Below are 26,883 nucleotides of genomic sequence, written 5' to 3' on the forward strand. Positions count from 1 at the left end.
ATCTTGGCCCGTTCCTCAAATGTTTCGTCAAGGTCGAGAAGTCCAATCACAGACCGGGTTGTGGTTTGAGCGAGCTGCACCGCCGCATATCGATAATTGGTGATTCCATAACTGGCGTTAACGGGATCAACTACACTCAGATAAAGAACGCCATCCACTTCAACTTTCACATTATCCTTTGTGAAACACTCTTGAGGTTCAACCTCAATGTCTCTTCACACAGATCCTGCTTGTATACCACCTTATCCACAAAAGGAATGAGTGCGTGAAATCCGGGGCCTAGCGTTTTGTGATAGTTTCCGAGACGCTCTACGATGTGCGCATATTGGTTAGGTACCAGGCGCAATGCCTGTAAAAATTTGAATGTCAGATAGATCGCAAAAATCGCCAGTACAACCTGGCTAATCATATTTAATGTACTCATGATGTTGGCCCTTGTGGATTAGCTGATGAGGTTGAGTGACTGTTTTGGGTATGTTTCTTAAGTGTCCCAACCCCTTCAAAAAAGATCTTCAAATTGGCAGTTTCCGTTGGCAGCACCGAAACATTGGTGTTCTTAATTATTTTGCCAAACTGATCGATATATTGCTCTACGAGCTTGGTTTTAACTGCGATGTCTCCGCCCGGTTTTTCAATGGCCCTGGAAACCCGCCGGATACCATTGGCAGTAGCGGTTGCAACCAGTTCAATCTCTTTAGCGCGTCCTTTTGCTTCGTTGATTCGTCGCTGTCTCTGAGCTTCAGAGATTAAAATCTGACTTTGCTGCTCTCCCTTTGATTCGTTAATTCGAGCCTCTCTGTACCCTTCAGAGTTCGTGATTTCAGCACGTTTTTCACGTTCAGCCTCCATCTGTTTCTCCATGGTGTCCACGATATCATTTGACGGGCTGATGTTCTTAATCTCGTAGCGCATCACTTTAATGCCCCAGGGATCTGCGGCTTTGTCAATTTCCTGAACAATATTCTCGTTCATCATGTCGCGCTCCGAAAACGTGTCATCGAGGGTAATTTTGCCGATTTCGCTCCGCATGGTGGTTTGCGCAAGATTCACGGCTGCAGCGATGTAATTGGATATCCCATAACTGGCGCGATACGCATCCATCACCTTAATGTAGATGAGCCCGTCTACAGCTACTTCAATATTATCTTAGGTAATGCAGGTTTGGCTGGGTACATCAATCACCTGCTCACGCATCTCCTGCCGGTATGCGGCACGATCCACAAAAGGGATCATAAAATGAAACCCCGGAGATAGTGTCTTTTTATACTTTCCCAGGCGCTCCTGGATCACTTCTTCACGGAATTCCACAATGATGAAAAGGCGGGTTACAATCACAAAGAGGATTGCAAAAAATATGAGTAGTGCTGTCCACATATTCAGTTTTTATTTCGTTTTTTATGTTGCTCTTTAGAGGGATCTTTTACGCCCAAGGGCTCAACAATCCAGGTTGTATTTTCGCGGTATTGGATTCGTGCTTTTTCGCCCGCTTTAATGGTACCGTCAAGAGATTTGGCTCTCCAGCTTACTCCATCAAGCCGAATTCTCCCGCTGTTATCCTCTTCATTGATCTCTTCAATAACTTCCACTATCTGATCCATCGCCTCATAATCTTCGTCTGCATACTTAAAATAGCTTTCGGGCTTTAAATATTTTTTGATGAACGGCCGAATGGCGATAGTTAGAACCACTGATAAGATCAACCAAACGGCTACAGAAGATCCCACGCTCGAAAGCAGGCCAAAAAATCGAAGAACTCCCACGGTGAGACCGCTAAACCCTAAAAATAGAGCAACACCTCCGGGGAGTGCCATTTCAAGCAGCATCAGTAGAATACCACCGCCCAGAAATATCCAGGTTACTAGATCTGCATCCATATCGTATATATAGATTGATGTTTTTTGATTAGGAAGGGATTTGTACGGTTAAAATCTACAAAGGTTATCCTGTAAATTGAGATCTGCTAAAGATCTTATATCTTTCACACTGTTTATTTAAGTAGATAGTAACCTTACAAAGTCACCGGGTCTATACAGCTTTTTTATCCAAAAAACAGTTCGCTGTCCACCTCCTGTACCACGCGCCAGATCATGGTGCCGGAATCAAAAACGAGGTGAAAATATCGCTCTTCTTTGGTCAAAACCACATAGTGGTAGTGATAGGCTTTGCCGACCCTTTCGCGATGCGTTTGGCGGATTTGCTTAATCCGGTGCTTCTCTCCGTTGCGAAGTTCAAACCGGTAGGGCGTAACTGCGTGAGGCAGATCGGGGGTGCGGAATCCCCGCATGACATTGAGTACATTAATGGGCGGATATTTCTCTTCTTTGTTCATACTGCTTCCTCTGAATTGTGGAGAAACAGTTTAAACATATATCACACATATATCAATATGTGTGCAGAATTTTATGAGAAAAGATCCCGGTAGGGGTTGATGAGCTGCTTTCCTGAATTTCTGGCACTGTTCACATCTTTGCCAACCCGGTAGAAAGAGATGTCATCATTTGGCCAGGGACGCAGCAGGTCTTTGAGGGAGTCTGTATCTGCGTTTTCCGGGTCCAGCCAGATATCCAGTTCTTCATCCAGCAGCATGGCCGGCATCCGGTCGTGAAGTTCAGAAATGGGTTTGTTGGCTTCGGTGGTGATAATGGTGAAACTTTTGATGGGAGCCTCACCCTCTCTCTGTGGCTTCCACTCCTCATAGAGCCCGGCAAAGTTCATCAAGTCGGATCGCTTTTGTGTAATGTAGTGAGGAATTTTTTCACCTCCGGCTTTCTTCCATTCATAAAATCCATTTGCCGGGATCACACATCGTTTTGACTTGAAGGGTGAAGCATAAGACTTTTTCTGCTCCAATGATTCCGCCCTGGCATTAATCATCGAGTAGCCCGAGTCGATCTCTTTTGCCCAGAATGGAATCAGCCCCCAGCGATACTTGTCAATCTTTCGCTGATCTTCCCGCTGAACAATGACCGGCATATGCAGGCTCGGCGCCACATTGTAATTTTCTTCCACTGTGAATATCCCTTCCGGAGTTGCTCCGTATTTCTGCTGTAACTCCTGCAAGGTGGCTTTTAAAACGTAGCGTCCGCACATAGTGAGTGATTTATATGTCAGTGGGGTTTATTGAATGGTAAAGATAGGGAGAATTTTGGCGCCTCGTTTGGCTTTGATGATAGCGGAATAACAACCATAAAAATATATGTATGAAATATGTAAATAAACTTTTTATACTGTGGTATGGACCCGAAAAAGTATACCGATTATGATCTGGAACAGGATGTGCATCGCATAACGCTATACAGCACGGTAGCGAAAGAGCATCAGCACATTTCCCGTAAAAAAAGATTATATCTGCATCTGGATATGAACTGTTTTTACGCACAGGTAGAACAGCAGGCGTATAATCTCTACGGGTTACCGGTAGCGATGGGAGGCTGGCGTAAGCCGAACGGGGTGGCACGCGGCATTGTGGCTACAGCCAGTTACGAGGCGCGTTCGCTGGGAATAAAAACCGCCATGAGCGCATTTGAGGCATCACAAATTTGTCCATACCTGGTGTTTAAACAGATCGATTATGATAAGTACAAAGCGATCAGCCGGCAGCTGAAATCGATCCTCGACTCCTATTCACCGGAAGTGGAGAAGTACTCGATGGATGAGTACTTCATGGACATCACATTTTTGCTAAAAAAATCACGACATCAATTGGAAGGATATGCCCGGAAACTAAAAGAGGAAATTTATCGGAAGCTGGGATTGGTCTGTTCGGTGGGCATTGCAACCAGTAAAACCTATTCAAAACTGGCGTCAGATCTGCAGAAGCCAAAAGGGCTGTTCCTGATTCTCACACCGGATGATGCCGCCCAATATATCTACCCGCTCCCGATTGATGAAGTGTGGGGAATTGGAAGGCGCCGCTATGAGCACCTGAAAAAGTACAACATCCACACCATTGCCGATACGGTTAAGCAAGGGAAGGTGCCGTTTCAGAAACTGTTTGGAGAGATGCAGGGGCAACTCTTTTGGGAAACGGTAGCCGGACGAGACAAAGCGCGGGTGCTGACCGATCAGGTTCATATTCCGGATGAAGTCAGTTACATGCACACATTTTCGGACTGGACGGATAATCCCATTGAAGTGAAGGGCGAGATTGTCAAAGCCGTACGGAAAGTCTGCTACCGAATGCGTGGATATCAGCGAAAAGCAAGGCGCTGGGGTTGTCACATTCGCTACCAGGAAGCGCATTGGGATGGACATTCGTTTTCATTTACCACACCGGGGTTTACCAACCTGGACGACTATGTATTGGACGCATGCCTGACTGAAGCGATGCGAATTGTGAACAGTGCGCTGCAGAGAAATATCAAAATCAGGGGGATTGGCCTGCACACCATCGAAATGCAGCAGACCGAGCAGGGCGAACTATTTTTTCAGGAAGATAACGACCTGAAAGGGTTGACCCGGGCGGCCGACTGCCTGAATAACTGTTACGGACCCGATACAGTAGCAAAAGCGGCTATTCACGAAAGCGTAAAGGGGAAGACTCATTTTGTGAATCGGAGCTAACAGGTTGAACGGCGAAAAAATCGACGCTATGCCGGGCAAAAGACTCCTCATTTTTTCTTATTTTCAATCCGAAAATAGAGCAACTCATCAACTAAATCTGCCATACAATGTATTCAAACCTGAAAGACGATCTGCGAGCGGAACTGGATCAAATCAAAAAAGATGGACTGTACAAAGAGGAGCGGGTGATTACCACGCCACAGGGTGCCGTCATCAAAACCACAAAAGGGGCTGAGGTGATCAACTTTTGTGCGAATAACTACCTGGGACTATCATCTCATCCACGGGTATTGGAAGCGGCAAAAAAGACGATTGATGAGTATGGTTATGGGATGTCTTCGGTTCGATTTATTTGCGGAACTCAGACGATTCACAAAGAGCTGGAAGCAAAAATATCTGAATTTTTAGGTACCGAGGATACCATTCTCTACGCAGCTGCATTTGATGCGAACGGTGGAGTTTTTGAGCCGCTTCTTGGCAAAGAGGATGCCATTATTTCTGATCAGCTGAATCACGCTTCTATCATTGATGGAGTTCGGTTGTGCAAAGCTCAGCGATATGTGTACAAGCATAACGACATGGCAGACCTGGAAGAGCAACTGAAAGCAGCTTCCGGAGCCCGAACAAAAATCATCGCCACAGACGGTGTTTTCTCCATGGATGGAACCATCGCCCAGCTTGATAAGATTTGTGATCTGGCGGATAAGTACGACGCTTTGGTAATGAGTGACGAATGCCACTCAACGGGATTTGTGGGTAAAACCGGCCGAGGTGTACACGAATACAGAGATGTGATGGGACGGGTGGATATCATTACAGGAACCTTAGGTAAGGCACTTGGCGGGGCATCCGGTGGATTCACATCAGCACACAAAGAGATTGTGGATATGCTGCGACAGCGCTCACGTCCATACCTTTTTTCAAACACACTGGCTCCTGCTATTACCGGGGCATCCATTGAAGTGTTGAAGCTGTTGAGTGAAACAACAGAATTAAGAGATAAGCTGGAGGATAACACTACCTATTTTAGAAAAGCAATGACCGATGCCGGTTTTGATATAAAACCCGGAAATCATCCCATTGTGCCGGTGATGCTGTATGATGCAAAAGTGTCGCAGGATTTTGCCGAAAAACTTCTGGAGAAGGGAATATATGTGATCGGATTCTACTACCCGGTTGTTCCAAAAGGAGAAGCCCGGATTCGCGTTCAGCTATCTGCGGTTCATGAAAAAGAGCACCTTGATAAAGCGATCGAAGCATTTACAGAAGTGGGTAAGGAGCTTGGTGTGATATGATAAATAAGTAATGAATCTCAGAGTTCCCCTTCTGAGTTAAGGAGGGGAATGTTCTACCATAACTGAAATTGAGAATAATATAGACTGTAATAATGAGCAGAGTATTAGTAACCGGTGCTTGCGGACAGCTGGGAAGTGAACTGACTACTGAACTGAGAAAAATTTATGGCACAGAGAATGTAATCGCGTCCGACATTCGTGAGGCCAATGATCAAATAAGTGAAGGTCCGTTCGAATATCTGGACGTGATGAATAAAGAGCGGATTGAAGAGATTATAGAAACGTATGATGTCTCCATTATTTATCATCTTGCTGCGTTGCTCTCAGCCAACGCCGAAAAAAATATAGATCTGGCGTGGAAGCTTAATATGGATGGCTTACTCAATGTGCTGAAGATCGCAAAGGAAAAGAGTCTTGAGCGTATTTTCTGGCCGAGTTCAATCGCTGTTTTTGGTCCGGATACTCCAAAAAAAGATACTCCTCAAAACACACCGACCAATCCAACCACGGTTTATGGTATTACGAAAGTTGCCGGAGAGCAGTGGTGTGCCTATTTCCACAATAAATTTGGCGTGGATGTTCGCAGCCTCCGATATCCGGGACTGATCGGCTACAAATCGATGCCGGGTGGAGGTACAACCGATTATGCCGTGGATATTTATCACAAGGCCCTGGCCGGTGAAACCTTCTCCTGTTTTCTTGAAAAGGATGCCGCTCTCCCGATGATGTATATGAGTGATGCCGTAAAAGCGACAATTGATCTGATGCAGGCGTCCGAAGACCAGGTGAACGTGCGAACCAGTTACAATGTGTCAGCCATCAGTTTTACGCCGGAGGAGATTGCCAATTCCATCAAAAAACAAATTCCGGACTTTGAAATTGAATATGAACCGGACTACCGGCAAGAGATCGCCTCCTCCTGGCCGGATAGCATTGATGATTCGGCCGCCCGTTCCGACTGGGGATGGAAACACGAGTTCGATCTGGACAGGATGACAGCGGATATCCTCGAAAACCTACCTAAGATTATTGAAAAGGCAGAAAGATAAAATTCTGCGAAACTCTGCGAGAAAAATAATCTGGCCAAAAATGGGAGCTATATTCTAAACGAAATTTGATGGTTCTCGCTGAGTGACGCAGATGATCCGCGGAGTTGCGCAGAGTATTCAATACCATTCATTTTTTTCGTGGCAACGTAAATCATATAATGTTTAGCTGATGCCTATTGAACCTGAACAAATCATCCTGATCATTGAAGCCACAGGCACCTTCGCCTTTGCGGTATCGGGTGCAACGGCGGCAATCCGCAGCCGGTTTGACCTGTTTGGAATATTTGTTCTGGCATTTGCAACGGCCATTGGCGGCGGTACGATCCGCGACGTGATGATCGGAAATCTCCCCGTAAACTGGCTCACCGATACACTGGCCATCACCTCGGTTATTGCCGGATTTATCTTCACGCTTCTCATCTATCGGCGGATGAAAAAACTGGAGGGATGGCTCTTCGCCTTTGATGCGGCCGGACTCGGGCTTTTCACCGTTATGGGAACACAAATTGGCCTGGAAGCGGGAATGAGTGTGGGTATCTCCATCGCACTCGGAACCATCACAGGCTGCTTCGGTGGGGTGCTTCGGGATGTGCTGGCCGGAGATAAACCGCTTATTTTTCAGGAGGAGATCTACGCCATGGCTGCAGTCACGGGCGGAATTATATTTACCTTGATTTTACACTTCTTTGATACACTTTTTGTCGCTCAGCTAACCGGAATCGTTGTCATCGTACTCATCCGGGTCATCGTGGTGCGTTATAAAGTGGGTTTGCCGAGGATGAATGTCGACTAAAATCTAACCTGGCAACACCCTGCCTCAGCGAACCTCTGCGCAAAACTCAGCGTTTCTCTGCGAGAAAGATGATGAGGCTTATTTTTTGGAGTTATATTCTAAACGAAAATTTTTGTCTCTCGCAGAGTTGCGCAGAAGTTCGCAGCGGTTTTAACCACGCCCTTTCTTTTGGTTGATGACGTAGTTCAAAAACAGAAACTCAATGGCCGCTGCTTCATATCCTTTCCAGTTTTTGATCATTTTCAAGAATTGCTCCTCTGACGTATTTGAAGGATCGCCGCCATAGCTCATAATGATCCATTTTCGCAGCCCTTTCTCCTCATCACTTTTCATGTTGCTTGGAAAAACTGCTTCGGTCGTTTCGCGGAAGAGCATCAGATCTTGTGCCGAGGTTGGCCCGATTCCGCGAACTTTTGAGATTTTATCATAAAACTCCTGCGGATTAGCTTCTCTATCCAGATAATCCAAATCCACTTGACCGGCCAGGATATCCTGTGCGAGCCCAACCATATACTCACCTTTTCTAAGAGTCGGACCCATTTTTCGGATTTGAACCGGATCCGCTTTTGCTAGCTGAAAGGGACGTGGCCATGCGGGGAGAGTCTTGCCATGATGAGTTAAGTGAGTGCCGTAAGCCTCCCGAACCTTGAACGCCATCTTTTTGGCCGTAGGTTTATGAGCCATCTGCATCTGGATAATCCGGTTCATGATATCCTCGAGCAGTGTCCCGCGCGACATTCGTTTCAGACCGTAAAACTCTGTCAGCTTGGGACTAAGAATGGGATCATTTTCAGCCTGATCATACAGAGGACGAAGATCAAGGTGGGTGCCTAAAATCCTGGCCAATGTTCGATTTGCCTGATTGATTTCTTCTTTATTCAAATTTTCATCGGACTCAATATGAAACTCCGGCTTTCCCGGATCTCCGTTGAAAAAGATTGTGGCAACAATATCTCTTTCAACCAGCGGTATCGGCCGGGTAAACCCCTCTTCAAAAATGGTTTCAGGGTCATGCTCGTGGTCAAAGTAATTTTCCACATCGAGACAGATGAACCAGTCGTGCGGGGGAATAGATTTAAGCGTCCAGGAAGACATAAAATAGAGTGATTAAGGTGATATTGATTTTGAAAATCAAACTACAAAATGCTCGATAAACGTTCGGAAATATTTGTGAAATCACGAATCATAGATACAATTTGGCTTAAAATTTCTAAAATGATGGTTCGTTAACTATATTAATTGTACAGCATTTAATTTCTCATCATAGAATTATGGCCCCAGGTAACAATCCAATAGAAAAGCGAAAGGATGTTCTCGGGGGTACTCCGGTATTTAAGAGTACCCGTGTTCCTGTAAGCACTTTTTTTGAGTATCTCGAATTAGGCCATACGATTAATGATTTTTTGAACGATTTTCCAACGGTATCAAGAGAGCAAGCTATACAGGTACTTGAAAAATTCAAAGATCAACTGCTTCAGCCACAATGATTAAGGTTTTATTGGATGAATGCCTTCCAAAAAAATTGATCTACCGAATCAGGGAATTAGATGAGAATTTTATTGTGAAAACAACTCCGGATATGGGTTGGGCAGGCCTTACAAATGGAGAATTACTGGCAATATCAGAAAATAAGTTTGACGTGTTCATAACCAGTGATACGAATTTAAGTTTTCAACAGCCTATTCTTTCTACCACAATGCAGGTTATACTGATGAAAGCTCAAACGAATACGTATGACGATTTGCTGCCTTTGGTTAAAAAATTGCATTCTCTCATTAAAGACCATCAACCCGGTAAATTTATTAAAGTAGAATAAAAGGGAGAGTTTTTGATGGCTGACCTAGGGTATTATTAGTTGATATAACTCCTAAATTCGGTTTGGCATAAAAGAGACAACTTATAATTATCGGTATTTTTGCCTTTACCGATTTCTTATGGTTATTTCCGAGTATCTAAATATCAACCTCACTCTGAAAAAATGGCTCAACTACGTTACTTCCTTTTGACCACAATCATTTTCGCCTTAACCGGAATTCAATCCATCTATTCTCAAACCGTCATCGAAAGCTGGACGCCCGAAGCAATGGTTGACCAACCGGTTGTGGGGCCTCCCGCTATTTCACCGGACGGGTCGATGATTGCCTACACCATTCGTGAAACGAAAATGGAGGGTGAAGAGTCCGAATTTCTAACACACATCTGGGTTGCATCCGCTGACGGCTCTATGAACCGTCAATTCACCAGGGGCGATCAATCCGTGTCAAATCCACAGTTCTCACCGGATGGCCGGTTTCTATCATTTACGTCGCGCCGAAACGGAGAGAATCAGGTTTACCGGATGCATTTGAATGGAGGTGAAGCGGAGCAGATCACTCATGCAGAAAATGGAGTTGGCAGCTATGCCTGGTCGCCCGATGGAAACAAAGTGGCCTATACGATGAGAGATTCGGAATCGGAAGAGGAGAAAGAGCGTGCCCGTGAAAAACGTGATGTTACCGTGGTGGATACTAATTTTAAATTCTCCAGAATTTACGTTCAAACGGTTGGTGAAGATGATGCAAAAGCTCTTTACGCAGATGACGCTCACACTTCATCATTTGACTGGTCCCCGGATGGCTCAACAATTGTATTTGCCCATCAGCCAACTCCAAAAATTGATGACCGCTATAAGATGGATATCTCGACGGTGCCGGCCGACAGCGGGGCGGTTACGACACTTGTCGATTGGGAAGGAACGGACAGCTCTCCCCGTTACACACCGGACGGAAATTTCATCGTATTTACCTCTCATGGCAACGAGTTGGAGGCGATTGGATTACAGGATCTTTATGTGCTTGATTTAGAGAGTGGAGATATTCGTGATTTACCGCATACCTATGACAGAAATGCGAGTATTGTTGGGTTTGATACGAATGGACGGTTACTGATTCAGGAGCCCAGAAAAACAGTTTCGGCACTTTACAGGGTTTCACTTAACGGAGGTGATCCAACGTTGCTGACAGAAGAGGACGGGATTTATCGAGGTTTTGCGGTCAGTAATGATGGCAGTCATGTAGTTTTTAACTATCAAAACTCAGATCAGCCGGCTGAGGTTTATATGAGTGAATTGGATCAATTTTCAAAGCAGCAAGTGTCTGCATTGCATGATGAATCTGAATTCCCTGAAATGGGTAAGACCGAGCTGCTCACCTGGACATCTGATGATGGAATGGAGATCGAAGGACTGCTGACCTATCCGGTTGGTTACGAGGAGGGTGATCGGGTGCCGTTAATTCTGATGGTTCATGGCGGGCCGGCCGGTGTCTATTCTCAAACCTGGACAGGCGCGGGCAGTATCTATGCGATTCAATATTTTGCTGAAAAAGGATATGCACTTCTGCGACCGAATCCGCGAGGCAGTACCGGGTATGGTAAGGAATTCAGGTATGCGAACTTCCAGGACTGGGGCTTTGGTGATTATGAAGACCTCATGACAGGTGTCGATAAAGTAATTGAGATGGGTGTTGCCGACCCCAACCGCTTGGCTGAGATGGGATGGAGTTACGGCGGTTATATGACTTCGTGGATTGTTACACAAACAGACCGGTTCAAGGCTGTGAGTATGGGTGCAGGCTTGTCGAACCTGGTGAGCATGGTTGGAACAACGGATATTCCCGGCTATTTGCTGGGCCACATGGGTGGTCCGTACTGGAATGGCAATATGGAAACGTATGAGCGCCACTCGGCTGTCTATTATATGGACAATGTTGAGACGCCGACTCAGATTATTCATGGCTCGAATGATATGCGGGTGCCGCTAGGCCAGGGGCAGGAATTTTACTGGGCACTTCAGGAAAAGGGAGTAGATACAGAGATGATTCTGCTGCCACGAACCGGACATGGCCCTACAGAGCCCAAGCTAATTGCCGAAGTATCAACCCGAATTCTCGAGTGGTTTGATAAATATATTGAGCGGTAGAAGGAAAAACCGTCAGACCGCTCCAAGCGGTCTGACGGATTGAGTAAGCTACTCAAGAAAATCAGCTAAAAAAAGAATGATGCTCTCTCGCAGAACCCCGCAGATTAGACGCGGAGTTGCGCAGATTTATTAAAGTATTAATCGAAACAATAAACCTATCCACATGAAAAAGATCGTATTAACTCTATATCTGATTTTGAGTTTGGTGTTCATCTCAAATTCAGTTCAAGCTCAATCAGAAAATACTTTCAACTGGCAGGAGTATATCGACAATCAAACCGAAGAGCTCCACGAGAAAGTTGTAGAATGGAGGCGGCATTTCCATCAATATCCGGAATTGTCGAACCGTGAATTTGAAACCGCTGAGAGAGTTGCTGAGCATTTGCAATCTCTTGGAATTGAGGTGGAAACTGAAGTGGCTCACACCGGCGTGGTTGGAATTTTAAAGGGCGGGAAACCCGGTCCCGTTGTCGGTTTACGGGCTGATATGGATGCACTTCCCGTCAAAGAACGGGTGGATATTCCGTTTGCTTCGGAAGCTGTATCAGAGTATATGGGTGAGCAGGTTCCGGTGATGCACGCCTGCGGGCATGACACTCATATTGCAATGCTGATGGGCGTTGCAGAGATGCTGGTTCAAGTGAAAGATGAAATACCGGGTACGGTTAAATTTATCTTTCAGCCTGCCGAAGAGGGTACACCACCCGGCGAAGAGGGCGGTGCGGAGCTGATGGTAAAAGAGGGTGTTCTTGAAAACCCCGATGTGGATGTTGTTTTTGGCCTCCATATCAATTCGCAGACTCCGGTCGGCCACATCCGGTATCGTCCGGGCGGTATCATGGCGGCATCCAACCGATTTACGATCGACATCAAGGGGAAACAGACACACGGTGCACGTCCATGGGAAGGTGTGGATCCGGTTGTGACGGCAGCACAGATCGTGAATGGACTGCAGACGATTGTAAGCCGGAGAACTGAACTTACAAAAGAGGCGGCTGTGATTACGGTTGGCATTATGAGAGCCGGCGTTCGAAATAACATCATCCCGGAAGAGGCTTACCTGGAGGGAACCATTCGTACACTGGACACGGATATGAAAGAGAAACTGTTTGAGCAGATGCATCAAACTGTAGAGAATATTGCGGCGAGTATGGGAGCTGAGGCAACGTTGAATATTAATTCGGGTTACCCGGTAACTTATAACGATCCGGACCTGACTTCTGAGATGGCACCTACGCTGGAGAGAGTGGCGGGTTTGGATCAAACACACGTAGTAAATGCAATTACCGGAGCGGAGGACTTCTCGTTTTTTCAGCAGAAAATTCCGGGACTCTATTTCTTTATCGGTGGAATGCCACCGGATATGGACCCTTCGGATGCAGCTCCTCACCACACTCCGGATTTCTACCTGGATGAAGAGGGAATGAAAACCGGGGTTCGCGCCTTGGCCAATCTGACGATCGATTATATGATGAAATAGAAAACTCAGCGTGAATCTGCGTAAACTTCAGCGATCATCTGCGAGAAAAAGACCATGGTTCTCGCAGAGTCACGCTGATGAAACGCGGAGTTTCGCTGAGGAAGTCATCCGGAAAATTTGATACGTTCCTCTACTGTTTTCAAAGAGAATTGGTATTATCTTATCAGAAATCAAACAGATGAGCCAGTCCATTTTATGAAAACAGTAAGCACCCTATTTCTGTTGTTGATCGTTTTTACGGCAGATCTCTCAGCCCAAGGCTTCAACTCGCTGAACGGGCGGAATCATCCCTACTTGAACTGGCAAGTGGCAGAGACAGAGCATTTCAAAATTATCTATCCTGATCGGATCGGTGAAATAATTTCACAGGCCGCAGCGGTAGCCGAAGAGAGTTACAGTGCACTCTCTTCCAATCTTGAGGTCGAGTTTTCAAAGAAAATTCCGATCTATCTTTCTGATGAGGACGAAATTGTAAACGGATTCGCCAACCCGATTGGGAAAGGGTACACCGCAATATGGGTCAATCTGAACGACTATGCCGATACATGGACCGGAAGCGAAAAATGGCTTCGAAAAGTGATTGCTCACGAGCTGGGACACATCTTTCACTTTAAAGCAGTCTGGTCTGATTTTGGGCTGCTGAATTATCTGATTGCTGATCCACTTCCCCGGCACTGGACGGAGGGACTGGCACAGTATCAAACCGAATATTGGGACTCCCAGCGAGGAGACAGGTGGCTCAGAAAAGCCATTTTTGATAGCCGCCCGGGTTTTAATGACGGCCAATCGATTGAGAATGGAAGGCTTCTATACGCTGTCGGAAACTCTCAGCTTCGATATTTTACCGAGACGTATGGCGACAGTTCACTGGTGAATTTGCTGTCTCACCGTGACAAAGCCCTGGGCCTGGAATACCACGATTTCAACAGCGCGTTTGATGAGATTGTGGACGGCGGGTATCGTTCTTTCTATGAGGAGTGGCGAAAGCATATGAACATTTACTACAACTCTCTTGCATCGCAAATGGAGCGTACCGATTCACTGGGTACGGACAAAATCTCCCTTCCCGGCCAGTTCTATTTTGATATGGCGGTGAGTCCGGACGGTTCTCAGCTTGCGGTACTCTCCCTTCAATCACTGGCTCGCCCGGTTCGGTATCTACATATTGTTGAGAATGATTCAACCCGCAGCAGCCGGAAAGTGACCGAGGGATCCATCAACTCAGATCTATCATGGAGTTCGGATGGATCAGCAATCTATTATTCGCGAACCGTTCGGGGAGAAAGATCCTCCCTTTTGAATGATGTTTACAGACTCGAGGTAGAGTCAGGAAAGGAAGAACGACTTACCCACAGCCGGAGGGCGAAATATCCCACACCGGGTCCCCTTGAGGACACTATTGCATACATCGTGAATGAAAACGGTACCGGGAACCTGTTTCAGCTCGATTTAGTAACGGGCGAGGAGAATCGAATCACAAATTATCGGGGAGATATTCAGGTTATCCATCCGGTTTGGGTACGAACCAAACAGGCGTGGCTGATTCACAAATTTGATGAAATGGGGAATCGGCTGATGGTTTTAGTAGACCCGCTTTCGGGGAGGGAGACGGTGATAGATCATGGGGACGTTGACAATCGGCGGTTTGTGCTTAATCCGGCCGGTAATAAGGTTGCGTTTACATCACTCAGGGATGAAGTTCCCAACGTGTTTCTATACGATTTTGAAACCGAAACCGAGCAGCGTGTTACCAATCTGTTTACGGGTGGTGAAGCCTACGGCTGGTTTACCCTGCAGGATTCACTTCAGTCTGAAAAGCTAATTGTAAAAGCGAGCGAGAGTAAGCGAAGTGATCAGATCTATTTTGTGGATGCAAACAGATCGTACTATTCGGGAGACTATGAGTTGAATCCTGCTTATGCAAGCTGGCGTGACAAGCAAGCGCCAAATTGGATTCCATCATCGGTTGAGCCCAATCAAGCACTCATTCAGGACAGGTACGACTATCAACCGCTGAAAAATATCAAACATGCTGCCACCATTGTATTACCATATTACGGTGATTCTGAAAACTGGGGACTTTTTGGTACTGTCGGATTTACAGAACCGCTTGGGAAACATTTGATAGCGACAACAGGGAATCTTTCATTTGGGAATCCAGATCACTCCTATGGGATATTGAGCTATATCAACAATCAGCTGTATCCCACTATTTCTACGTCGATTTATAAGACACCGGGCAACGCCTATTTTTACGGTGATACGTTCCTGGTTGAGGAACTGATTGGCGGTGATATTACTGTGAATCTGCCGGTGGATGCTTTTGAAGCGCCCTACCAAAACGGAAGCGTTTATGCCAGGCTGCGGCATGTACTGGTTCGCCCGTTCGATCGGGATGCTTTTTCCGATTCATTTCTAACACCGGTTCCCGAACGAGCCAGACAATCGGATCTGACGATTGGCTTTCAGATAAAAAAGCAGAGGCCGTGGCGAAATAATGTGATTCACCCGCTGGATGGCTGGGGGGTGCGTGGCCTGCTAACCGGCGCAGAAAAAATGTTGGGCTCTGACGTGCGTTTTGCCACAGCAGATTTGAGTGCATACTCAGTGTTTCCATCGATCGGATTGCAACGATTTTATGTGTATGGCCGGTATCAGCAGCAATGGGGATCTCCATTGCCACAGGATTTTATTGGATTCTCAAGATTGGATAACATCCATCTGAACCTGCCCGGTGAGGTTCCGCTGGATCTGTTCAATCAGGCTGAAAGAGTTCGCGGCTACCGGAGTTTTATTGCGGGAAATCGTGTAGCATTTGGAAGCATAGAATATCGAGTTCCGTTTCTGCCATCACTGAACACAACGATTCTGGGTTTGATTGATTTGGGATCAACTTCCGTCTCACTCTTTACCGATGCAGGCGTGGTTTGGAACGCCAGGTTTGAAGATGGATCAACAGGAAATGAGGAGAGATGGGGTGCAGGAGCAGAGTTAAAAAATTCACTCAATTTTGGAGGCATTCGAATTGCACATGCAATCGGTATTGCACAGCCGACGAAGGAGCTGTTCACAGATGCCGACTACGATCTCTACTATCGGGTAAGAGCAACGGTTCCTTTTTGATTAGATGTGAGAAGTGAGTCTTGAGTCATGAGAAAAATCCTCAAGTCTCATGACTCATATCTCAAGACTAATGCTAAATCCCCCTTCTCAATCCGCGTTCGGTGAATCTCCAATCTTCAATGGAGGTGTTGATCTCCCTGTCACTCCAGGTGATTTCTGTTTTTCGGTCTTCACGCAGATCGTACATTGTCATTTTGGCTGGGCTCCAGAGCTGATCCGTGATCTGCTCCAGATTTTCAGCTTCCAGTCTTTTGATCTGCTCACCTTCGTTATTGAAATAGTGAATTTTCTGAAGCGCGTATTTCTCTTTCAAAATTTCAAACTCTACATACGCATATTGGTCAGATCCCGGTTTTGAAGCCCGGACAAGATAGTACTCATCATGCTCTTCCAGCCACTCGAATTCATAGTCGTCCGGATCCTGATCTCCAAGATCTTCATACGTAAAATCACTTCCCATAAAGCGGTCACCTCGTTCAGCTGACCCAATAGTTTGTATTCTTCCGACCGACGGTAGAAAAAGACGTTGATCTGTATTTCCACCTTCACGAACGGTTAAAAATCCTGTTCCCCTTACGTTGCCGGGATCAGAAAAAATGATCAGGCTTTTATTATCATCACCATCCACCACGTTCCAGGACTGCATGGTTCTGGATCGGGTACGCCCACGCGGATCGGTAATCACCATCTCCATCCGTGCTGTTTCAGACTCTATGGAATTTCTGCGGTCATCCACCTCTTCAAAAATAGATCGGGCCTGTTCTTCGTCGGTGATTCTCTCCTGGGCTGAGAGATGATCGGTGAGTGTAAAGAGGAGCACTCCGGCAATTAAAAAAGTAAGTTTTTTCATCATATTTATTCTGTTTTCCTGAAAAACACTTCGGGATTTTCAAACGTTCGACATAGAAAAATCATACGATAAAAATGGATATCAGAATGGCTATATTTGAGCGAGTATGTCTATTGAATTGAATGAAAAGATCATGTCAGATTTATCGAGTCAACTAAAGAAGAAAGCCGAGGAATATTTTGATTACATGGTTTCGGTGCGCCGCCATCTTCACAAGAATCCCGAAGTAAGTTATAAGGAGTACGACACCACCGAATTTATTTTGAATGAGCTGAAACAGATGGGAATAGAAACTCATCGGCCGCTGGAGACAGGATGTATTGGAGTTATTGAAGGAAAGCCGGCAGATCGGGTGATTGCCCTCCGTGCCGACATCGATGCGCTTGCCATGGATGAAGATGGTGAGGCGAAGCATGAGTTTAAATCTGTAAGGCCCGGTGCGGCTCACTGCTGCGGACATGATGCACACACCGCCAACATGTTGGGTGCAGCCAAAATATTGATGGATTTGAAAGATCATATTTCGGGAAAGGTTGTTCTGATATTTCAACCCGGAGAGGAGAAGCTTCCCGGCGGAGGACGATTGATGATGGAGTCCGGATTTCTGCAGAAACAGGGAGTTCAGAAAGTGTTTGGCCTTCATATGAATCCAAATTACGAAGTAGGAAAAATCGCCACCAAAACGGGCCCGCTGATGGCGCGACCGGATGAAGTTGAGATCGAAATTTATGGGAAAGGCGGACACGCGGCTTCCCCTCACGAAACCATCGACCCGATCGTGCTGGCCGCTCAGGTTATTACCCAGTTTCAAACCATTGTGAGCCGAAACATTAATCCAACCGAGCCAGCAGTTGTGACCATAGGAAAAATTAATGCGGGTTCAACCTATAATGTGATACCGGAAAAAGTGAAGATGCTGGGTACCGTTCGCACATTTTCGCGGGATACCGCCATGCTCATCAAGGCAAGAATGGAGGCGATTCTGAAGGGTGTTGTAGAGGGAGCCGGCGGCAGGTTTGATTTTCGTTTTAATGAGGGATATCCGGCAATAGATAATGAAGAAACCTGTACACAAAAAGTGATGGAGACGGCAAAAGAGCTGTTTGGTGAGGATCAGCTAATTGAGCTGGATACACCGATTATGGGCGGTGAGGATTTTGCATTCTACCAGCAGGAGTTTCCGGGTGCATTCTACTTTTTGGGGTCCCGAAGTGAAGAGGCAGATTCCGGCTGGAGCTGGCATCATCCCAAATATAATATCGATGAGCGGGCTTTTTTGACCGGTGCCGCTTTAATGGCCGGACTTGCATTAAAAGAGTGAATCGATGAAGCTCGCATTTGATAATCCTGTTGGCCATTATTTTCAACTCTCTGAGAGTCAGATTGAAGAGGGATTGGAGGCATCTCGGAAAAGCCCGAGAAAGCGGATGATTCTGCCAATCCACCGCCGGCAGGAAGCGGAAGTGCAGCGGTTGATCAACTTCCTTCAGCCCGGGACCTATATTCGTCCGCACCGGCATCCGCTCGCTCACGCAACGGAAACGATCGTGATTATGAAAGGTTTGATCCGGTTTTATACGTTGGATGAATCAGGTAATATTCTGACAGACAATCTTCTAAAATCGTCATCAATACCTGCTGTGATAGATATCGAACCGAACACCTGGCATACATTCATTGTACTTGAAAAGGATACCATTCTGTTTGAGTGTAAAAAAGGCCCGTACAATGCAAAAACGGATAAAGAGTTTGCGCAATGGTCAGCCGACGAATCTGATCCAAATGCAATTGAAAAACTGAAAAACCATCTGAATCTATGAAACGAGAATTTTCATTCTGGGAACGGGAAGAGTGGCTGAAATCGCCGGATCTGCTGGTGATCGGTGCCGGAATTGTGGGAGCATCAGCGGCGCTTTTTTATAAAGAGAAATATCCCGATCACGATGTAATTGTAGTGGATAAAGGATTTGCTCCGGAAGGCGCCAGTACCCGAAATGCAGGATTTGCCTGTATTGGATCCGTTTCGGAACACCTGGCCGATTTGGAGATTGCCGGAGAAGAGACCGTTATGGGCCGAATTGAGCGCAGGTGGAACGGATTAAAAAAACTGAAATCAACTATGGGAGAAGAGGCGATCGGTTACGAATCGGTGGGCGGTCACGAGATTTTTACCGATGATCAGCTTTTTGAAGAGTGCCGCGATAAAATGGACTGGCTCAATCAAAAAATGGAAGTGGCTATTGGAGAAGCCGATGTCTATTCGGTGAAAGAGTTTGAAGGGTATCCGGCCATTTTTAACCGGCTGGAAGGTGCGATCAACAGCGGTTTGCTGATGAGATCCCTTCATCAAAAACTGGCTGAAGCGGGTGTGAGGGTTCTATGGAACAGTAAGGTCTCTTCAGTTGAAACAAAACGTGTGGAGTTTGAGGAGGGTGTGGCATTGACACCTCAGAAGATTTTATCGGCGGTGAACGGATTTACATCAAATCTGATCAAAAAACCGATCCAGCCGGCGCGGGGGTTTGTATTTGTAACCGAACTGATCAAGGATTTGAAATGGCGGGGTACGTTTCATCACGATCGTGGGTACGTCTATTTCCGGAATGTGGGTGATCGACTGCTGCTTGGCGGGGCGAGAAATTTGGCAAAGGATGAGGAGACAACGAATCAGTTTGGTGTGAATCCAAAGATCAAAGAGTATCTATACGGTTTTGCAAATGACGTACTCAAATTGCCTTCTGACTGGAAGGTTGATATAGAGTGGAGTGGCATTATGGGAATGACGGAAAATAAAGAGCCAATTCTGGAGCAAATTGAACCGGGCCTTTTTGTGGCTGCCGGATTAAGCGGGATGGGAATTGCCGTGGGGATGGAGGTTGCCTCACAGGCTGTAAATATGATAGAAATGGATTGAAATAGGCTACTGAAAAAGAGTTTCTCTCATTTCAAGGTGGGAATTTAGGGGAGCTTTACCTTGCTTAGTAAAAGCATTTAATTACTCCTCATTCAAAAACTTCTGATAAAGCTCCAGCAGTTCACTCATCATCATGGCCGTAGCTCCCCAAAGGGGCACCCGGTGGATATCCCAAAAAGGTACCACTAACTTGCGGTCTTGAAGCTCCCAGATTTCACGCTTTAGATACTGGTCTTTTAAAAGCTGATCCAGTTGTACAAATATGATCTCCTCAACCTCATTGGGATTTCGTGTCAACTCCGGTTTAGATTCCAAAAAACCAACAAATGGACTGATCCGGTTGTTACTTCTGTCGAGGTAAAGCGGGCTGATGTTGCCGGCTATATTAACCGTTGTTGGTTCTATTCCAATTTCCTCTTGAGATTCTCTCAGCGCGGTTTCAACCGGTGTCTCATTCACTTCAGAACGACCACCGGGAAAGCTGATCTGTCCGGCATGACGAATCGAGTCGGTTCTGAGTGTTAAAATTACCTGTAATTCTTCGTCCTGATCGGGAAAGAGAGGAACAAGTACACTGCTTGGATGGCCCAGGTTGTGGTCTGCCTCCCGGCGCATTGGTTTTCCGTTCACCGGGGAAGGGCACATTCTCTTCTGCGCGCTCCATCCGGGTAAAGACGACTGGGATAACTCTTTTAAATATGAAAAAAAGGGGTGTGTAGACATCAAAAAAATATTCTTAACTGAGAGTTAAAATACAGGGAACCATGCTCAAGTTCTACAATAATTGTTTAACGTTGAATTTTATATTTAACTGATGTTCGAAGAGAAACCGATTCACCTGAAATTTTTTAAACTGCTTATGTGATTGAGTTTAAAGAATTACTCAAAGGCACGAAGGTGTGTCGGCATGTGAGGGTATTTACAATTTGAAACAATAGTTATGCTTTGTTAATGTAGTTGGAACCGAAAAATGACGGTACCGATAATAGCTCATTATCCAAGAAAAAAACGTCATGAGTCATTAACCAAATCAAACAAAACAAACCTATGAGTAGACAGATTAAATGGACATTTGCAATTGCCGTATTGCTGATCGGGATGATCGGGTATGGTTGTAATGATGTAGCGAATATTGAACCGGATGAGCCGGAAGAGGAAGCTCTCGTAGCAGGCTCCATCATTGAGGGCAGTTATATTGTGGTAATGAAACCCGATGAGTCAGAGCTTGAGGTGAAAGGAAAAGCTTATATTGAAAATTTCCGTAACTCTATTTTATCGGATGCACAAGTTTCCGGTGATCGAGTAATTTCAATGTACTCAAATGCACTGTACGGGTTTTCTGCAACATTAAGTGATGTTCAACTTTCCCTGCTTAAAAATGATGAGAGAGTCTCTTATGTAGAGAAGGACAAAGTTGTAACACTGGCACCTCCATGTGGAACTCCAAATGGCGGACCATGTGATGACGACCCCGATGATGGAGGTGGTGATGATGGAAGTGGCGGTGATGCCGAAGCAATTGTACCTTGGGGAATTGATCGAGTTGGCGGTGCCGTTACATATTCCGGAAGTGCAGTTTCATGGGTAATTGATACCGGTATTCAACTGGATCACCCAGATCTGAATGTAGATGCTAACCGAGGCTTTACAGCTTTTTCAAGCGGACCGGACGGAAGAGATGCAGGAGATAGAAATGGTCATGGAACACACGTTGCCGGTACAATTGGCGGCTACAATGGAATTCTTGGAGTTGCTTCAGGAGTTGTTCAGGTTCCGGTAAAAGTTCTCGACCGACGTGGTAGTGGTTCAATTTCCGGAGTGATTGCCGGTGTAGACTATGTTGCCGCAAATGCCTCTTCTGGTGATGTTGCCAACATGAGTTTGGGTGGCGGTGCTTCTCAGGCATTGGATGATGCTGTTGTAAATGCGGCCAACCAAGGAATCCTGTTCTCCGTGGCTGCAGGAAATAGCAGTACATGGGCTGAAAACTCATCACCTGCCAGAGTTGAGCATCCAAATGTGTGGACTATTGCAGCTACAGATTCAAACGATAACTTTGCTTCATTTTCAAATTATGGGCCACCCACAAGTCATGCTGCACCCGGTGTAAGTATTCAGTCTACCTGGAATGATGGCGGTTACAACACCATTAGCGGTACATCTATGGCCGCTCCGCATGTGGCAGGTATACTGTTGGTTAACAATGGTAATGTGAATTCAGACGGACAGTCATCAACGGCTCCTGATGGTGTACGTTATCCGATTGCCGCACAGTAATGTTTAGTAAACGTGTGACTTATATTGACAGATAAGGTAAGCGCCCGGTTGAGAAATCAATCGGGCGTTTTTTTTTATGGGCAGTATTATCAAATCTGCGTAACTCCGCAGTTCATCTGCACTTTTCTGCGAGAACCAATTTGTAATCTTACTTTTGAATTCTGAGACGAGGTATAAAGCGCGGAACGTTCTTTTGATATTGAACATAGCTCTCCCCGAATCGCTGGATTAGATTCTTCTCTTCAAAGTAGGACCCGATCCAGAAGTAGAGAGCAAAGATGAGGATGGAATAGAGAAGATTTGCCGTCATGATAGGAGAGCAGACCAGAACCAACATCGCAAATGTATACATCGGGTGGCGCATATATCTATAGAGGCCCTTGGTAACCAGCCTGCCGCGCTGTGGTTCATCCAGATAGTTTGGCAGTTCTCCTTTACGAATATTTATGAGAACCTGTTTGATGCCAAGAAATACCATTCCGTTCTGGGTAAAAATCGATTTTAAAAAGAGCCATACAAAGACAGCCTGAAGCGTCAGCAGCAGGTAAAAGGGAATACCGCTTAATTGATAAAGAATTTGGTCTTGCGGCAAGTTAATCCACAAAAACCCGATCATGACAAGGGAGGTCAAGTTGTAAAGAGCCCGATACCATGCTTTTAGTTTCGGTGACAGCTTAAAGATTTTGGTTTTAAATGAGTGAGATGCAGTCAGACTGTGCATAACGGCAAATGCCAGAAATACGAGGGTGGGAATCAAATAGTCGGTTAAAAGGTTTGCCACGTTGCTGAACGGATGTTGGATTTGAAATTAATCGGGATGGAACGCAACAAAAGGGTAATGAATTTGCTATTTTCCATGCGTTAAAATGACGAATTAATCAGAATTAAAGAAAACATCTATGTCTCTTCTTGTAGTCGGCTCTGTGGCTTACGACAGTATTGAAACTCCATTCGGTAAAACAGATCGTATATTGGGCGGTTCCGCCACCTACATATCCCTCGCTGCCTCCTATTTCGCAAAAAAAATCAACCTTGTCGGTGTTGTGGGGAAGGATTTTGCCGACGAAGATATTGAACTATTAAAGAGCAAAGATGTGGATCTGGAAGGTCTTCAGGTAGATGATAGTGGAAATACTTTTTTCTGGAAAGGAAAATATCACTACGATCTGAACAATCGGGATACACTGGATACCCAGTTGAATGTGTTTGAACATTTTGATCCGATTATTCCCGATGCATACCGAGATTCAAAGTTTGTTGCACTGGGTAATATTGAGCCAAGCCTTCAGGAGAAAGTATTGGATCAGGTGAGTAAACCTGATCTGGTGGTGATGGATACGATGAATTTCTGGATTGAAGGCACTCCGGATGCGCTGAAGAGTACATTGAAACGGGTGGATCTTCTTGTGATCAATGATTCGGAAGCGCGAGAACTTGCGAATGAACCGAACCTGATTAAAGCAGCGGACAAAGTTCGGAATATGGGGCCGGATTCACTGATCATCAAAAAAGGGGAGCATGGCGCGCTGCTGTTTACAGGCGATGAGATTTTCTCAGCACCCGCTTATCCTGTAATTGATATTTTCGATCCTACCGGTGCAGGCGATACATTTCTTGGCGGACTGCTGGGGTGGTTGTCTTATACAGATGACCTGACTCCAACTAACATGCGAAAAGCAGTAATTTTTGGTTCCGTGATGGCCAGTTTTTGTGTGGAAAAATTTGGGCCGGAACGCTTGAAAGATCTGAATGAAAAGCAGATTTATGATCGCTACCGGGAATTCAGAGAGCTGAGCCAGATTCCGGAAGTGGAGTAACAAACGATGAAAAATCGACCGAAAATAATCTTTCTGGCATCAGGAAATCCTCATAAGATTGAGGAACTTCGCCAGGTTTTAACACCGCTGAATATAGAACTAAAGTCCACAATGGATGTGGATGAACCATTGGATGTTGTTGAAGATCAGCCCGATCTTCAGGGAAATGCCTTAAAAAAAGCGAAGGCCTGGCACGACAAAACCGGGCTTCCGTCCATTTCTGATGATACAGGCCTGGAAGTGGATGCCCTTGGCGGAGAGCCGGGTGTTTATTCTGCACGATATGCGGGGGATAATCCTACCTACGAAGATAATGTAAACAAGCTCCTGGCTGAGATGAAGGGGAAGCCGAACCGCTCAGCTCAATTTCGTACAGTAATCGCATTTGTCGATGGTTCAGATCAATATTTCTTTGAAGGTATTTGTCGTGGCATAATCATTAATGAGAAAAGAGGAGAGAAAGGATTTGGCTACGATCCGGTTTTTGTGCCCGAGAGATATGAAAAAACCTTTGCCGAGTTGAGCTCAGAAGAGAAAAACAAAATCAGCCACCGCGGAAGAGCCGTCCAAAAATTCATCGAGTTCCTGAAAAAATAAAAAGTTCACCGCAGAGACGCAGGGGATGTAATAGGGTTGATCACTTTAAATTATTGACTATCCGCTTAATGCCATATTTAAGTCTGGCTGAGTTAAAGTTCAGGAGGTAACCAAGCTTACAGTCAGTTAATTTTAGATAAGTGATTAACTGAGCTGTATGAATATTTAATAGGCCTTCTACAGATTTGATTTCAATAATCACTTTGTTCTCTACGATAAGGTCCAGTCTATATGCGCAGTCAATTTCAGTTTCTTTATATTTGATAGGCAGTTGAACCTCTGAAAGTAAACTTAAACCTCTTTTCTTTAATTCGTACAGTAAGCACTTTTGATATGTAGACTCCAAAAGACCCGGGCCTAACTGTGTATGCACTTCATAAGCTGAACTTACAATGTGAGTACCAATTTTATTTTCGTGCATGTCTCTCGAAATTATTTTGAATAATGACCACTTTCTCATAAGAGACATTTATTTCACAATCCTTACAAAAAATATTCACCGCGTCCTCAGCGTCTCTGCGGTGAAATCTTTTTGAATCCATTCACTAAATTCCTTTCTTTTACAGGTTCATAAACTAATTGGATTCATGGGATTTACTCTGCTCGACGGCGTTATTATTGTTCTCTACCTGGTGGCGGTTGCCGTGTTTGGCATCTGGTCGGCAGGTACACAAAAATCTTCCACTGATTATTTTCTGGGCGGACGAGAAATGCCATGGTGGGCTATTCTTTTCTCAGTTGTCGCTACAGAAACCAGTACCCTCACCTTTATCAGTATTCCGGCCGTAGCTTACGGTGGGAACCTGTTATTCTTGCAGCTCACTATCGGTTACATTCTCGGCCGTATTATCGTTGCCATTTGGTTTCTTCCGTCCTACGTGAAAGGTGAAATGACCACTGCTTACCAGTTCCTGGAGAAACGATTTGGTTCCGGAATGCGAAAAGCAGCCAGTTCAACCTTTATCGTAACCCGGCTTCTGGCTGATGGTGTACGACTCTTTGCAACGGCCATTCCCCTGGCCATTATTTTCCGGTTTGCCGGTGTGTTTGACGCATGGGGTGACGGATCGATCTATCTCCTTGCCATCTCAGTCATTGCAGTTATTACGTTGATTTATACTTTCCTGGGTGGAATCAAAGCGGTCATCTGGATGGATGTGGTGCAGATGGTCGTGTATATTGGCGGAGCACTCTTTGCACTGATGCTGATGCTGAGCAAGATCGATACGGGATTTGCCGAATCTCTGTCAATACTGAGTGCTGAAGGAAAACTCACGATACTCAACTTTGGCGGCGGACTTTCCATTCAGGAGTTTTTAGCCGATCCCTATGTATTCTGGGTTGCCGTATTTGGCGGGGCGGTGTTCTCCATTGCATCACACGGTACGGATCAACTCATTGTACAGCGACTGCTTGCCACCGGCAATCTCAAATCGAGCCAGAAAGCATTGGTTTGGAGTGGAATTGTAGCAGCAGCGCAGTTCGGGCTGTTTCTGTTTATCGGACTGATGCTCTACATCTTTTATAGCGGAGCTGATATTGCAGAACTTGGTTTGAGAACTACCGATGAGATCTTTGCCAAGTTTATTGTGGATCAAATGCCTGTGGGTGTAGCCGGCCTTATTATAGCGTCGCTTTTTGCAGCGGCTATGAGTAGCCTCAGCTCTTCACTGAATGCACTTGCCTCATCCACAACGTATGATATAATTAAGCCAATTTTTGGCAGTGAATGGGATCAGGAGCGGGAGCTCTGGATGTCAAGAATGACAACGATTGGATGGGGTGTCATACTAACCGGCTCAGCATTTCTGTTTACATGGCTGCAGCTCTCCGGAGATGAACAGCCTGCAATTGTAGAGCTGGGGCTGGGCATCGCCTCATATACGTATGGCGGCCTGCTTGGAATCTTTATGCTCGGCCGTCTCTTCCCTCACCCGGATAAAACAGATGCGATGATTGGTTTTTTTACCGGTCTGATCTCCCTGTTGTTTATGGTGGAAGGGGCTCTTCAACAATTTCTACCCGGTGAGCCTCTTACAATCGCCTGGCCACTCTACACACTGGTTGGCGGAGTGATTGTAATTGCAGTAGCCAATGCTTCATTTTATGTACGAAAATGGATCAGATGATAAATTGATCACTCAAATCTCCCGTTTAAATTCTAAAT

General features: G+C 45.6%; 24 protein-coding genes and 2 pseudogenes. 16 read left to right on the forward strand and 10 right to left on the reverse strand.

From position 1 onward, the window contains the following. From BG260_RS14510 to BG260_RS03130, 5 genes and pseudogenes are all read right to left on the reverse strand, one after another. A pseudogene (locus BG260_RS14510) lies at window positions 1-424 on the reverse strand (paraslipin); the annotation flags it as partial. Beyond that, window positions 421-1,374, reverse strand: a pseudogene (locus BG260_RS03115) (SPFH domain-containing protein). The pseudogenes BG260_RS14510 and BG260_RS03115, both read right to left, overlap by 4 nt. 2 nt (window positions 1,375-1,376) lie before the next feature. After that, window positions 1,377-1,874, reverse strand: a complete 498-nt coding sequence (locus BG260_RS03120) for an NfeD family protein (protein WP_069130492.1) — start codon at window positions 1,872-1,874, stop codon at window positions 1,377-1,379. Between the two features lie 164 nt (window positions 1,875-2,038). Then, entirely contained in the window at window positions 2,039-2,329 is a 291-nt protein-coding gene (locus BG260_RS03125) for a hypothetical protein (RefSeq protein WP_069130493.1), read from the reverse strand. A gap of 71 nt (window positions 2,330-2,400) precedes the next feature. Next, window positions 2,401-3,090 (reverse strand): SOS response-associated peptidase, encoded by a 690-nt coding sequence (locus tag BG260_RS03130; RefSeq protein ID WP_069130494.1) that lies wholly within the window; start codon window positions 3,088-3,090, stop codon window positions 2,401-2,403. A gap of 144 nt (window positions 3,091-3,234) precedes the next feature. Between BG260_RS03130 and BG260_RS03135 the strand changes: the two genes are divergently transcribed. The 4 genes from BG260_RS03135 (at window position 3,235) to BG260_RS03150 (ending at window position 7,700) form a co-directional block, all read left to right on the forward strand. Then, window positions 3,235-4,563, forward strand: a complete 1,329-nt coding sequence (locus BG260_RS03135) for a DNA polymerase Y family protein (protein WP_069130495.1) — start codon at window positions 3,235-3,237, stop codon at window positions 4,561-4,563. 107 nt (window positions 4,564-4,670) lie between these two features. Continuing rightward, window positions 4,671-5,858 (forward strand): glycine C-acetyltransferase, encoded by a 1,188-nt coding sequence (kbl, locus tag BG260_RS03140; RefSeq protein WP_069130496.1) that lies wholly within the window; start codon window positions 4,671-4,673, stop codon window positions 5,856-5,858. Between the two features lie 92 nt (window positions 5,859-5,950). Continuing rightward, entirely contained in the window at window positions 5,951-6,907 is a 957-nt protein-coding gene (locus tag BG260_RS03145; protein ID WP_069130497.1) for an NAD-dependent epimerase/dehydratase family protein, read from the forward strand. Window positions 6,908-7,076: 169 nt separating this feature from the next. Continuing rightward, window positions 7,077-7,700: a trimeric intracellular cation channel family protein gene (locus BG260_RS03150; RefSeq protein WP_069130498.1), complete on the forward strand. Its 624-nt coding sequence runs from the start codon at window positions 7,077-7,079 to the stop codon at window positions 7,698-7,700. A gap of 150 nt (window positions 7,701-7,850) precedes the next feature. Here the strand turns inward: BG260_RS03150 and BG260_RS03155 are convergent, their stop codons facing one another. Continuing rightward, complete coding sequence (locus tag BG260_RS03155) at window positions 7,851-8,795, reverse strand: DNA-3-methyladenine glycosylase family protein (protein ID WP_069130499.1); 945 nt, start codon at window positions 8,793-8,795, stop codon at window positions 7,851-7,853. Between the two features lie 176 nt (window positions 8,796-8,971). Here BG260_RS03155 and BG260_RS03160 point away from each other — a divergent pair, with 176 nt between their 5' ends. The 5 genes from BG260_RS03160 (at window position 8,972) to BG260_RS03180 (ending at window position 16,261) form a co-directional block, all read left to right on the forward strand. Further along, a complete protein-coding gene (locus BG260_RS03160; RefSeq protein WP_069130500.1) occupies window positions 8,972-9,187 on the forward strand; it encodes a DUF433 domain-containing protein in 216 nt (71 codons plus the stop codon). Next, window positions 9,184-9,516, forward strand: coding sequence for a DUF5615 family PIN-like protein (locus tag BG260_RS03165; RefSeq protein ID WP_218089716.1), 333 nt, complete (start codon window positions 9,184-9,186; stop codon window positions 9,514-9,516). Before BG260_RS03160 ends, BG260_RS03165 begins: the two co-directional genes overlap by 4 nt. A 162-nt stretch (window positions 9,517-9,678) precedes the next feature. After that, window positions 9,679-11,658 carry an alpha/beta hydrolase family protein gene (locus BG260_RS03170; protein ID WP_083750069.1) on the forward strand — a complete coding sequence of 660 codons (1,980 nt, stop codon included), beginning with the start codon at window positions 9,679-9,681 and terminating at the stop codon, window positions 11,656-11,658. 163 nt (window positions 11,659-11,821) lie between these two features. After that, window positions 11,822-13,138: an amidohydrolase gene (locus BG260_RS03175; RefSeq protein ID WP_069130502.1), complete on the forward strand. Its 1,317-nt coding sequence runs from the start codon at window positions 11,822-11,824 to the stop codon at window positions 13,136-13,138. Window positions 13,139-13,333: 195 nt separating this feature from the next. Further along, window positions 13,334-16,261, forward strand: coding sequence for a BamA/TamA family outer membrane protein (locus BG260_RS03180; RefSeq protein ID WP_069130503.1), 2,928 nt, complete (start codon window positions 13,334-13,336; stop codon window positions 16,259-16,261). Between the two features lie 73 nt (window positions 16,262-16,334). Here BG260_RS03180 and BG260_RS03185 read toward each other — a convergent pair whose 3' ends face one another. Then, entirely contained in the window at window positions 16,335-17,114 is a 780-nt protein-coding gene (locus BG260_RS03185; protein WP_069130504.1) for an outer membrane lipoprotein-sorting protein, read from the reverse strand. A gap of 130 nt (window positions 17,115-17,244) precedes the next feature. Here BG260_RS03185 and BG260_RS03190 point away from each other — a divergent pair, with 130 nt between their 5' ends. From BG260_RS03190 to BG260_RS03200, 3 genes are read left to right on the forward strand one after another with little or no spacing between them, the layout of a single operon-like run. Beyond that, on the forward strand, window positions 17,245-18,432 hold the full coding sequence (locus tag BG260_RS03190) for a M20 metallopeptidase family protein (RefSeq protein WP_069130540.1): 1,188 nt from the start codon (window positions 17,245-17,247) through the stop codon (window positions 18,430-18,432). A 4-nt stretch (window positions 18,433-18,436) separates the two neighbouring features. Further along, window positions 18,437-18,931, forward strand: a complete 495-nt coding sequence (locus BG260_RS03195) for a WbuC family cupin fold metalloprotein (RefSeq protein ID WP_069130505.1) — start codon at window positions 18,437-18,439, stop codon at window positions 18,929-18,931. Then, complete coding sequence (locus tag BG260_RS03200; RefSeq protein ID WP_069130506.1) at window positions 18,928-20,025, forward strand: NAD(P)/FAD-dependent oxidoreductase; 1,098 nt, start codon at window positions 18,928-18,930, stop codon at window positions 20,023-20,025. The genes BG260_RS03195 and BG260_RS03200 overlap by 4 nt, the downstream gene beginning before the upstream one ends. 81 nt (window positions 20,026-20,106) lie before the next feature. On the opposite strand, the gene BG260_RS03205 is transcribed toward BG260_RS03200, so the two are convergent. After that, on the reverse strand, window positions 20,107-20,655 hold the full coding sequence (locus BG260_RS03205) for an NUDIX hydrolase (RefSeq protein WP_176719421.1): 549 nt from the start codon (window positions 20,653-20,655) through the stop codon (window positions 20,107-20,109). 417 nt (window positions 20,656-21,072) lie between these two features. Here BG260_RS03205 and BG260_RS03210 point away from each other — a divergent pair, with 417 nt between their 5' ends. Then, on the forward strand, window positions 21,073-22,302 hold the full coding sequence (locus tag BG260_RS03210) for a S8 family peptidase (protein WP_069130508.1): 1,230 nt from the start codon (window positions 21,073-21,075) through the stop codon (window positions 22,300-22,302). A 148-nt stretch (window positions 22,303-22,450) separates the two neighbouring features. On the opposite strand, the gene BG260_RS03215 is transcribed toward BG260_RS03210, so the two are convergent. Next, entirely contained in the window at window positions 22,451-23,083 is a 633-nt protein-coding gene (locus BG260_RS03215) for a methyltransferase family protein (protein ID WP_069130509.1), read from the reverse strand. A 118-nt stretch (window positions 23,084-23,201) separates the two neighbouring features. Here BG260_RS03215 and BG260_RS03220 point away from each other — a divergent pair, with 118 nt between their 5' ends. Then, window positions 23,202-24,119: a PfkB family carbohydrate kinase gene (locus tag BG260_RS03220; protein WP_069130510.1), complete on the forward strand. Its 918-nt coding sequence runs from the start codon at window positions 23,202-23,204 to the stop codon at window positions 24,117-24,119. 6 nt (window positions 24,120-24,125) lie between these two features. Continuing rightward, entirely contained in the window at window positions 24,126-24,716 is a 591-nt protein-coding gene (rdgB, locus tag BG260_RS03225; protein WP_069130511.1) for an RdgB/HAM1 family non-canonical purine NTP pyrophosphatase, read from the forward strand. 40 nt (window positions 24,717-24,756) lie between these two features. On the opposite strand, the gene BG260_RS03230 is transcribed toward rdgB, so the two are convergent. Next, the gene (locus BG260_RS03230; protein WP_069130512.1) at window positions 24,757-25,137 is read right to left on the reverse strand and encodes a GxxExxY protein; all 381 of its coding nucleotides are present in this window, start codon (window positions 25,135-25,137) and stop codon (window positions 24,757-24,759) included. Window positions 25,138-25,303: 166 nt separating this feature from the next. On the opposite strand from BG260_RS03230, the gene BG260_RS03235 reads away from it, so the two are divergent. Next, window positions 25,304-26,845, forward strand: a complete 1,542-nt coding sequence (locus BG260_RS03235; protein WP_069130513.1) for a sodium:solute symporter — start codon at window positions 25,304-25,306, stop codon at window positions 26,843-26,845. The last annotated feature ends 38 nt before the right edge of the window (window positions 26,846-26,883 follow it).

The organism is Rhodohalobacter halophilus (assembly GCF_001715195.1).
In the GTDB taxonomy this organism is placed as follows: domain Bacteria; phylum Bacteroidota; class Rhodothermia; order Balneolales; family Balneolaceae; genus Rhodohalobacter; species Rhodohalobacter halophilus.

Bases quoted from the DNA above. Each gene is read 5' to 3' on its own strand.
- BG260_RS03230 (WP_069130512.1), bottom strand. From the start codon at position 25,137: ATGCACGAAAATAAAATTGGTACTCACATTGTAAGTTCAGCTTATGAA.
- BG260_RS03185 (WP_069130504.1), bottom strand. From the start codon at position 17,114: ATGATGAAAAAACTTACTTTTTTAATTGCCGGAGTGCTCCTCTTTACA.
- BG260_RS03190 (WP_069130540.1), top strand. From the start codon at position 17,245: ATGTCAGATTTATCGAGTCAACTAAAGAAGAAAGCCGAGGAATATTTT.
- BG260_RS03235 (WP_069130513.1), top strand. From the start codon at position 25,304: ATGGGATTTACTCTGCTCGACGGCGTTATTATTGTTCTCTACCTGGTG.
- BG260_RS03170 (WP_083750069.1), top strand. From the start codon at position 9,679: ATGGCTCAACTACGTTACTTCCTTTTGACCACAATCATTTTCGCCTTA.
- BG260_RS03160 (WP_069130500.1), top strand. From the start codon at position 8,972: ATGGCCCCAGGTAACAATCCAATAGAAAAGCGAAAGGATGTTCTCGGG.
- BG260_RS03165 (WP_218089716.1), top strand. From the start codon at position 9,184: ATGATTAAGGTTTTATTGGATGAATGCCTTCCAAAAAAATTGATCTAC.
- BG260_RS03175 (WP_069130502.1), top strand. From the start codon at position 11,822: ATGAAAAAGATCGTATTAACTCTATATCTGATTTTGAGTTTGGTGTTC.
- BG260_RS03150 (WP_069130498.1), top strand. From the start codon at position 7,077: ATGCCTATTGAACCTGAACAAATCATCCTGATCATTGAAGCCACAGGC.
- BG260_RS03135 (WP_069130495.1), top strand. From the start codon at position 3,235: ATGGACCCGAAAAAGTATACCGATTATGATCTGGAACAGGATGTGCAT.
- BG260_RS03125 (WP_069130493.1), bottom strand. From the start codon at position 2,329: ATGAACAAAGAAGAGAAATATCCGCCCATTAATGTACTCAATGTCATG.
- BG260_RS03210 (WP_069130508.1), top strand. From the start codon at position 21,073: ATGAGTAGACAGATTAAATGGACATTTGCAATTGCCGTATTGCTGATC.
- BG260_RS03220 (WP_069130510.1), top strand. From the start codon at position 23,202: ATGTCTCTTCTTGTAGTCGGCTCTGTGGCTTACGACAGTATTGAAACT.
- BG260_RS03120 (WP_069130492.1), bottom strand. From the start codon at position 1,874: ATGGATGCAGATCTAGTAACCTGGATATTTCTGGGCGGTGGTATTCTA.
- kbl (WP_069130496.1), top strand. From the start codon at position 4,671: ATGTATTCAAACCTGAAAGACGATCTGCGAGCGGAACTGGATCAAATC.
- BG260_RS03145 (WP_069130497.1), top strand. From the start codon at position 5,951: ATGAGCAGAGTATTAGTAACCGGTGCTTGCGGACAGCTGGGAAGTGAA.
- BG260_RS03130 (WP_069130494.1), bottom strand. From the start codon at position 3,090: ATGTGCGGACGCTACGTTTTAAAAGCCACCTTGCAGGAGTTACAGCAG.
- BG260_RS03155 (WP_069130499.1), bottom strand. From the start codon at position 8,795: ATGTCTTCCTGGACGCTTAAATCTATTCCCCCGCACGACTGGTTCATC.
- BG260_RS03180 (WP_069130503.1), top strand. From the start codon at position 13,334: ATGAAAACAGTAAGCACCCTATTTCTGTTGTTGATCGTTTTTACGGCA.
- BG260_RS03200 (WP_069130506.1), top strand. From the start codon at position 18,928: ATGAAACGAGAATTTTCATTCTGGGAACGGGAAGAGTGGCTGAAATCG.
- rdgB (WP_069130511.1), top strand. From the start codon at position 24,126: ATGAAAAATCGACCGAAAATAATCTTTCTGGCATCAGGAAATCCTCAT.
- BG260_RS03195 (WP_069130505.1), top strand. From the start codon at position 18,437: ATGAAGCTCGCATTTGATAATCCTGTTGGCCATTATTTTCAACTCTCT.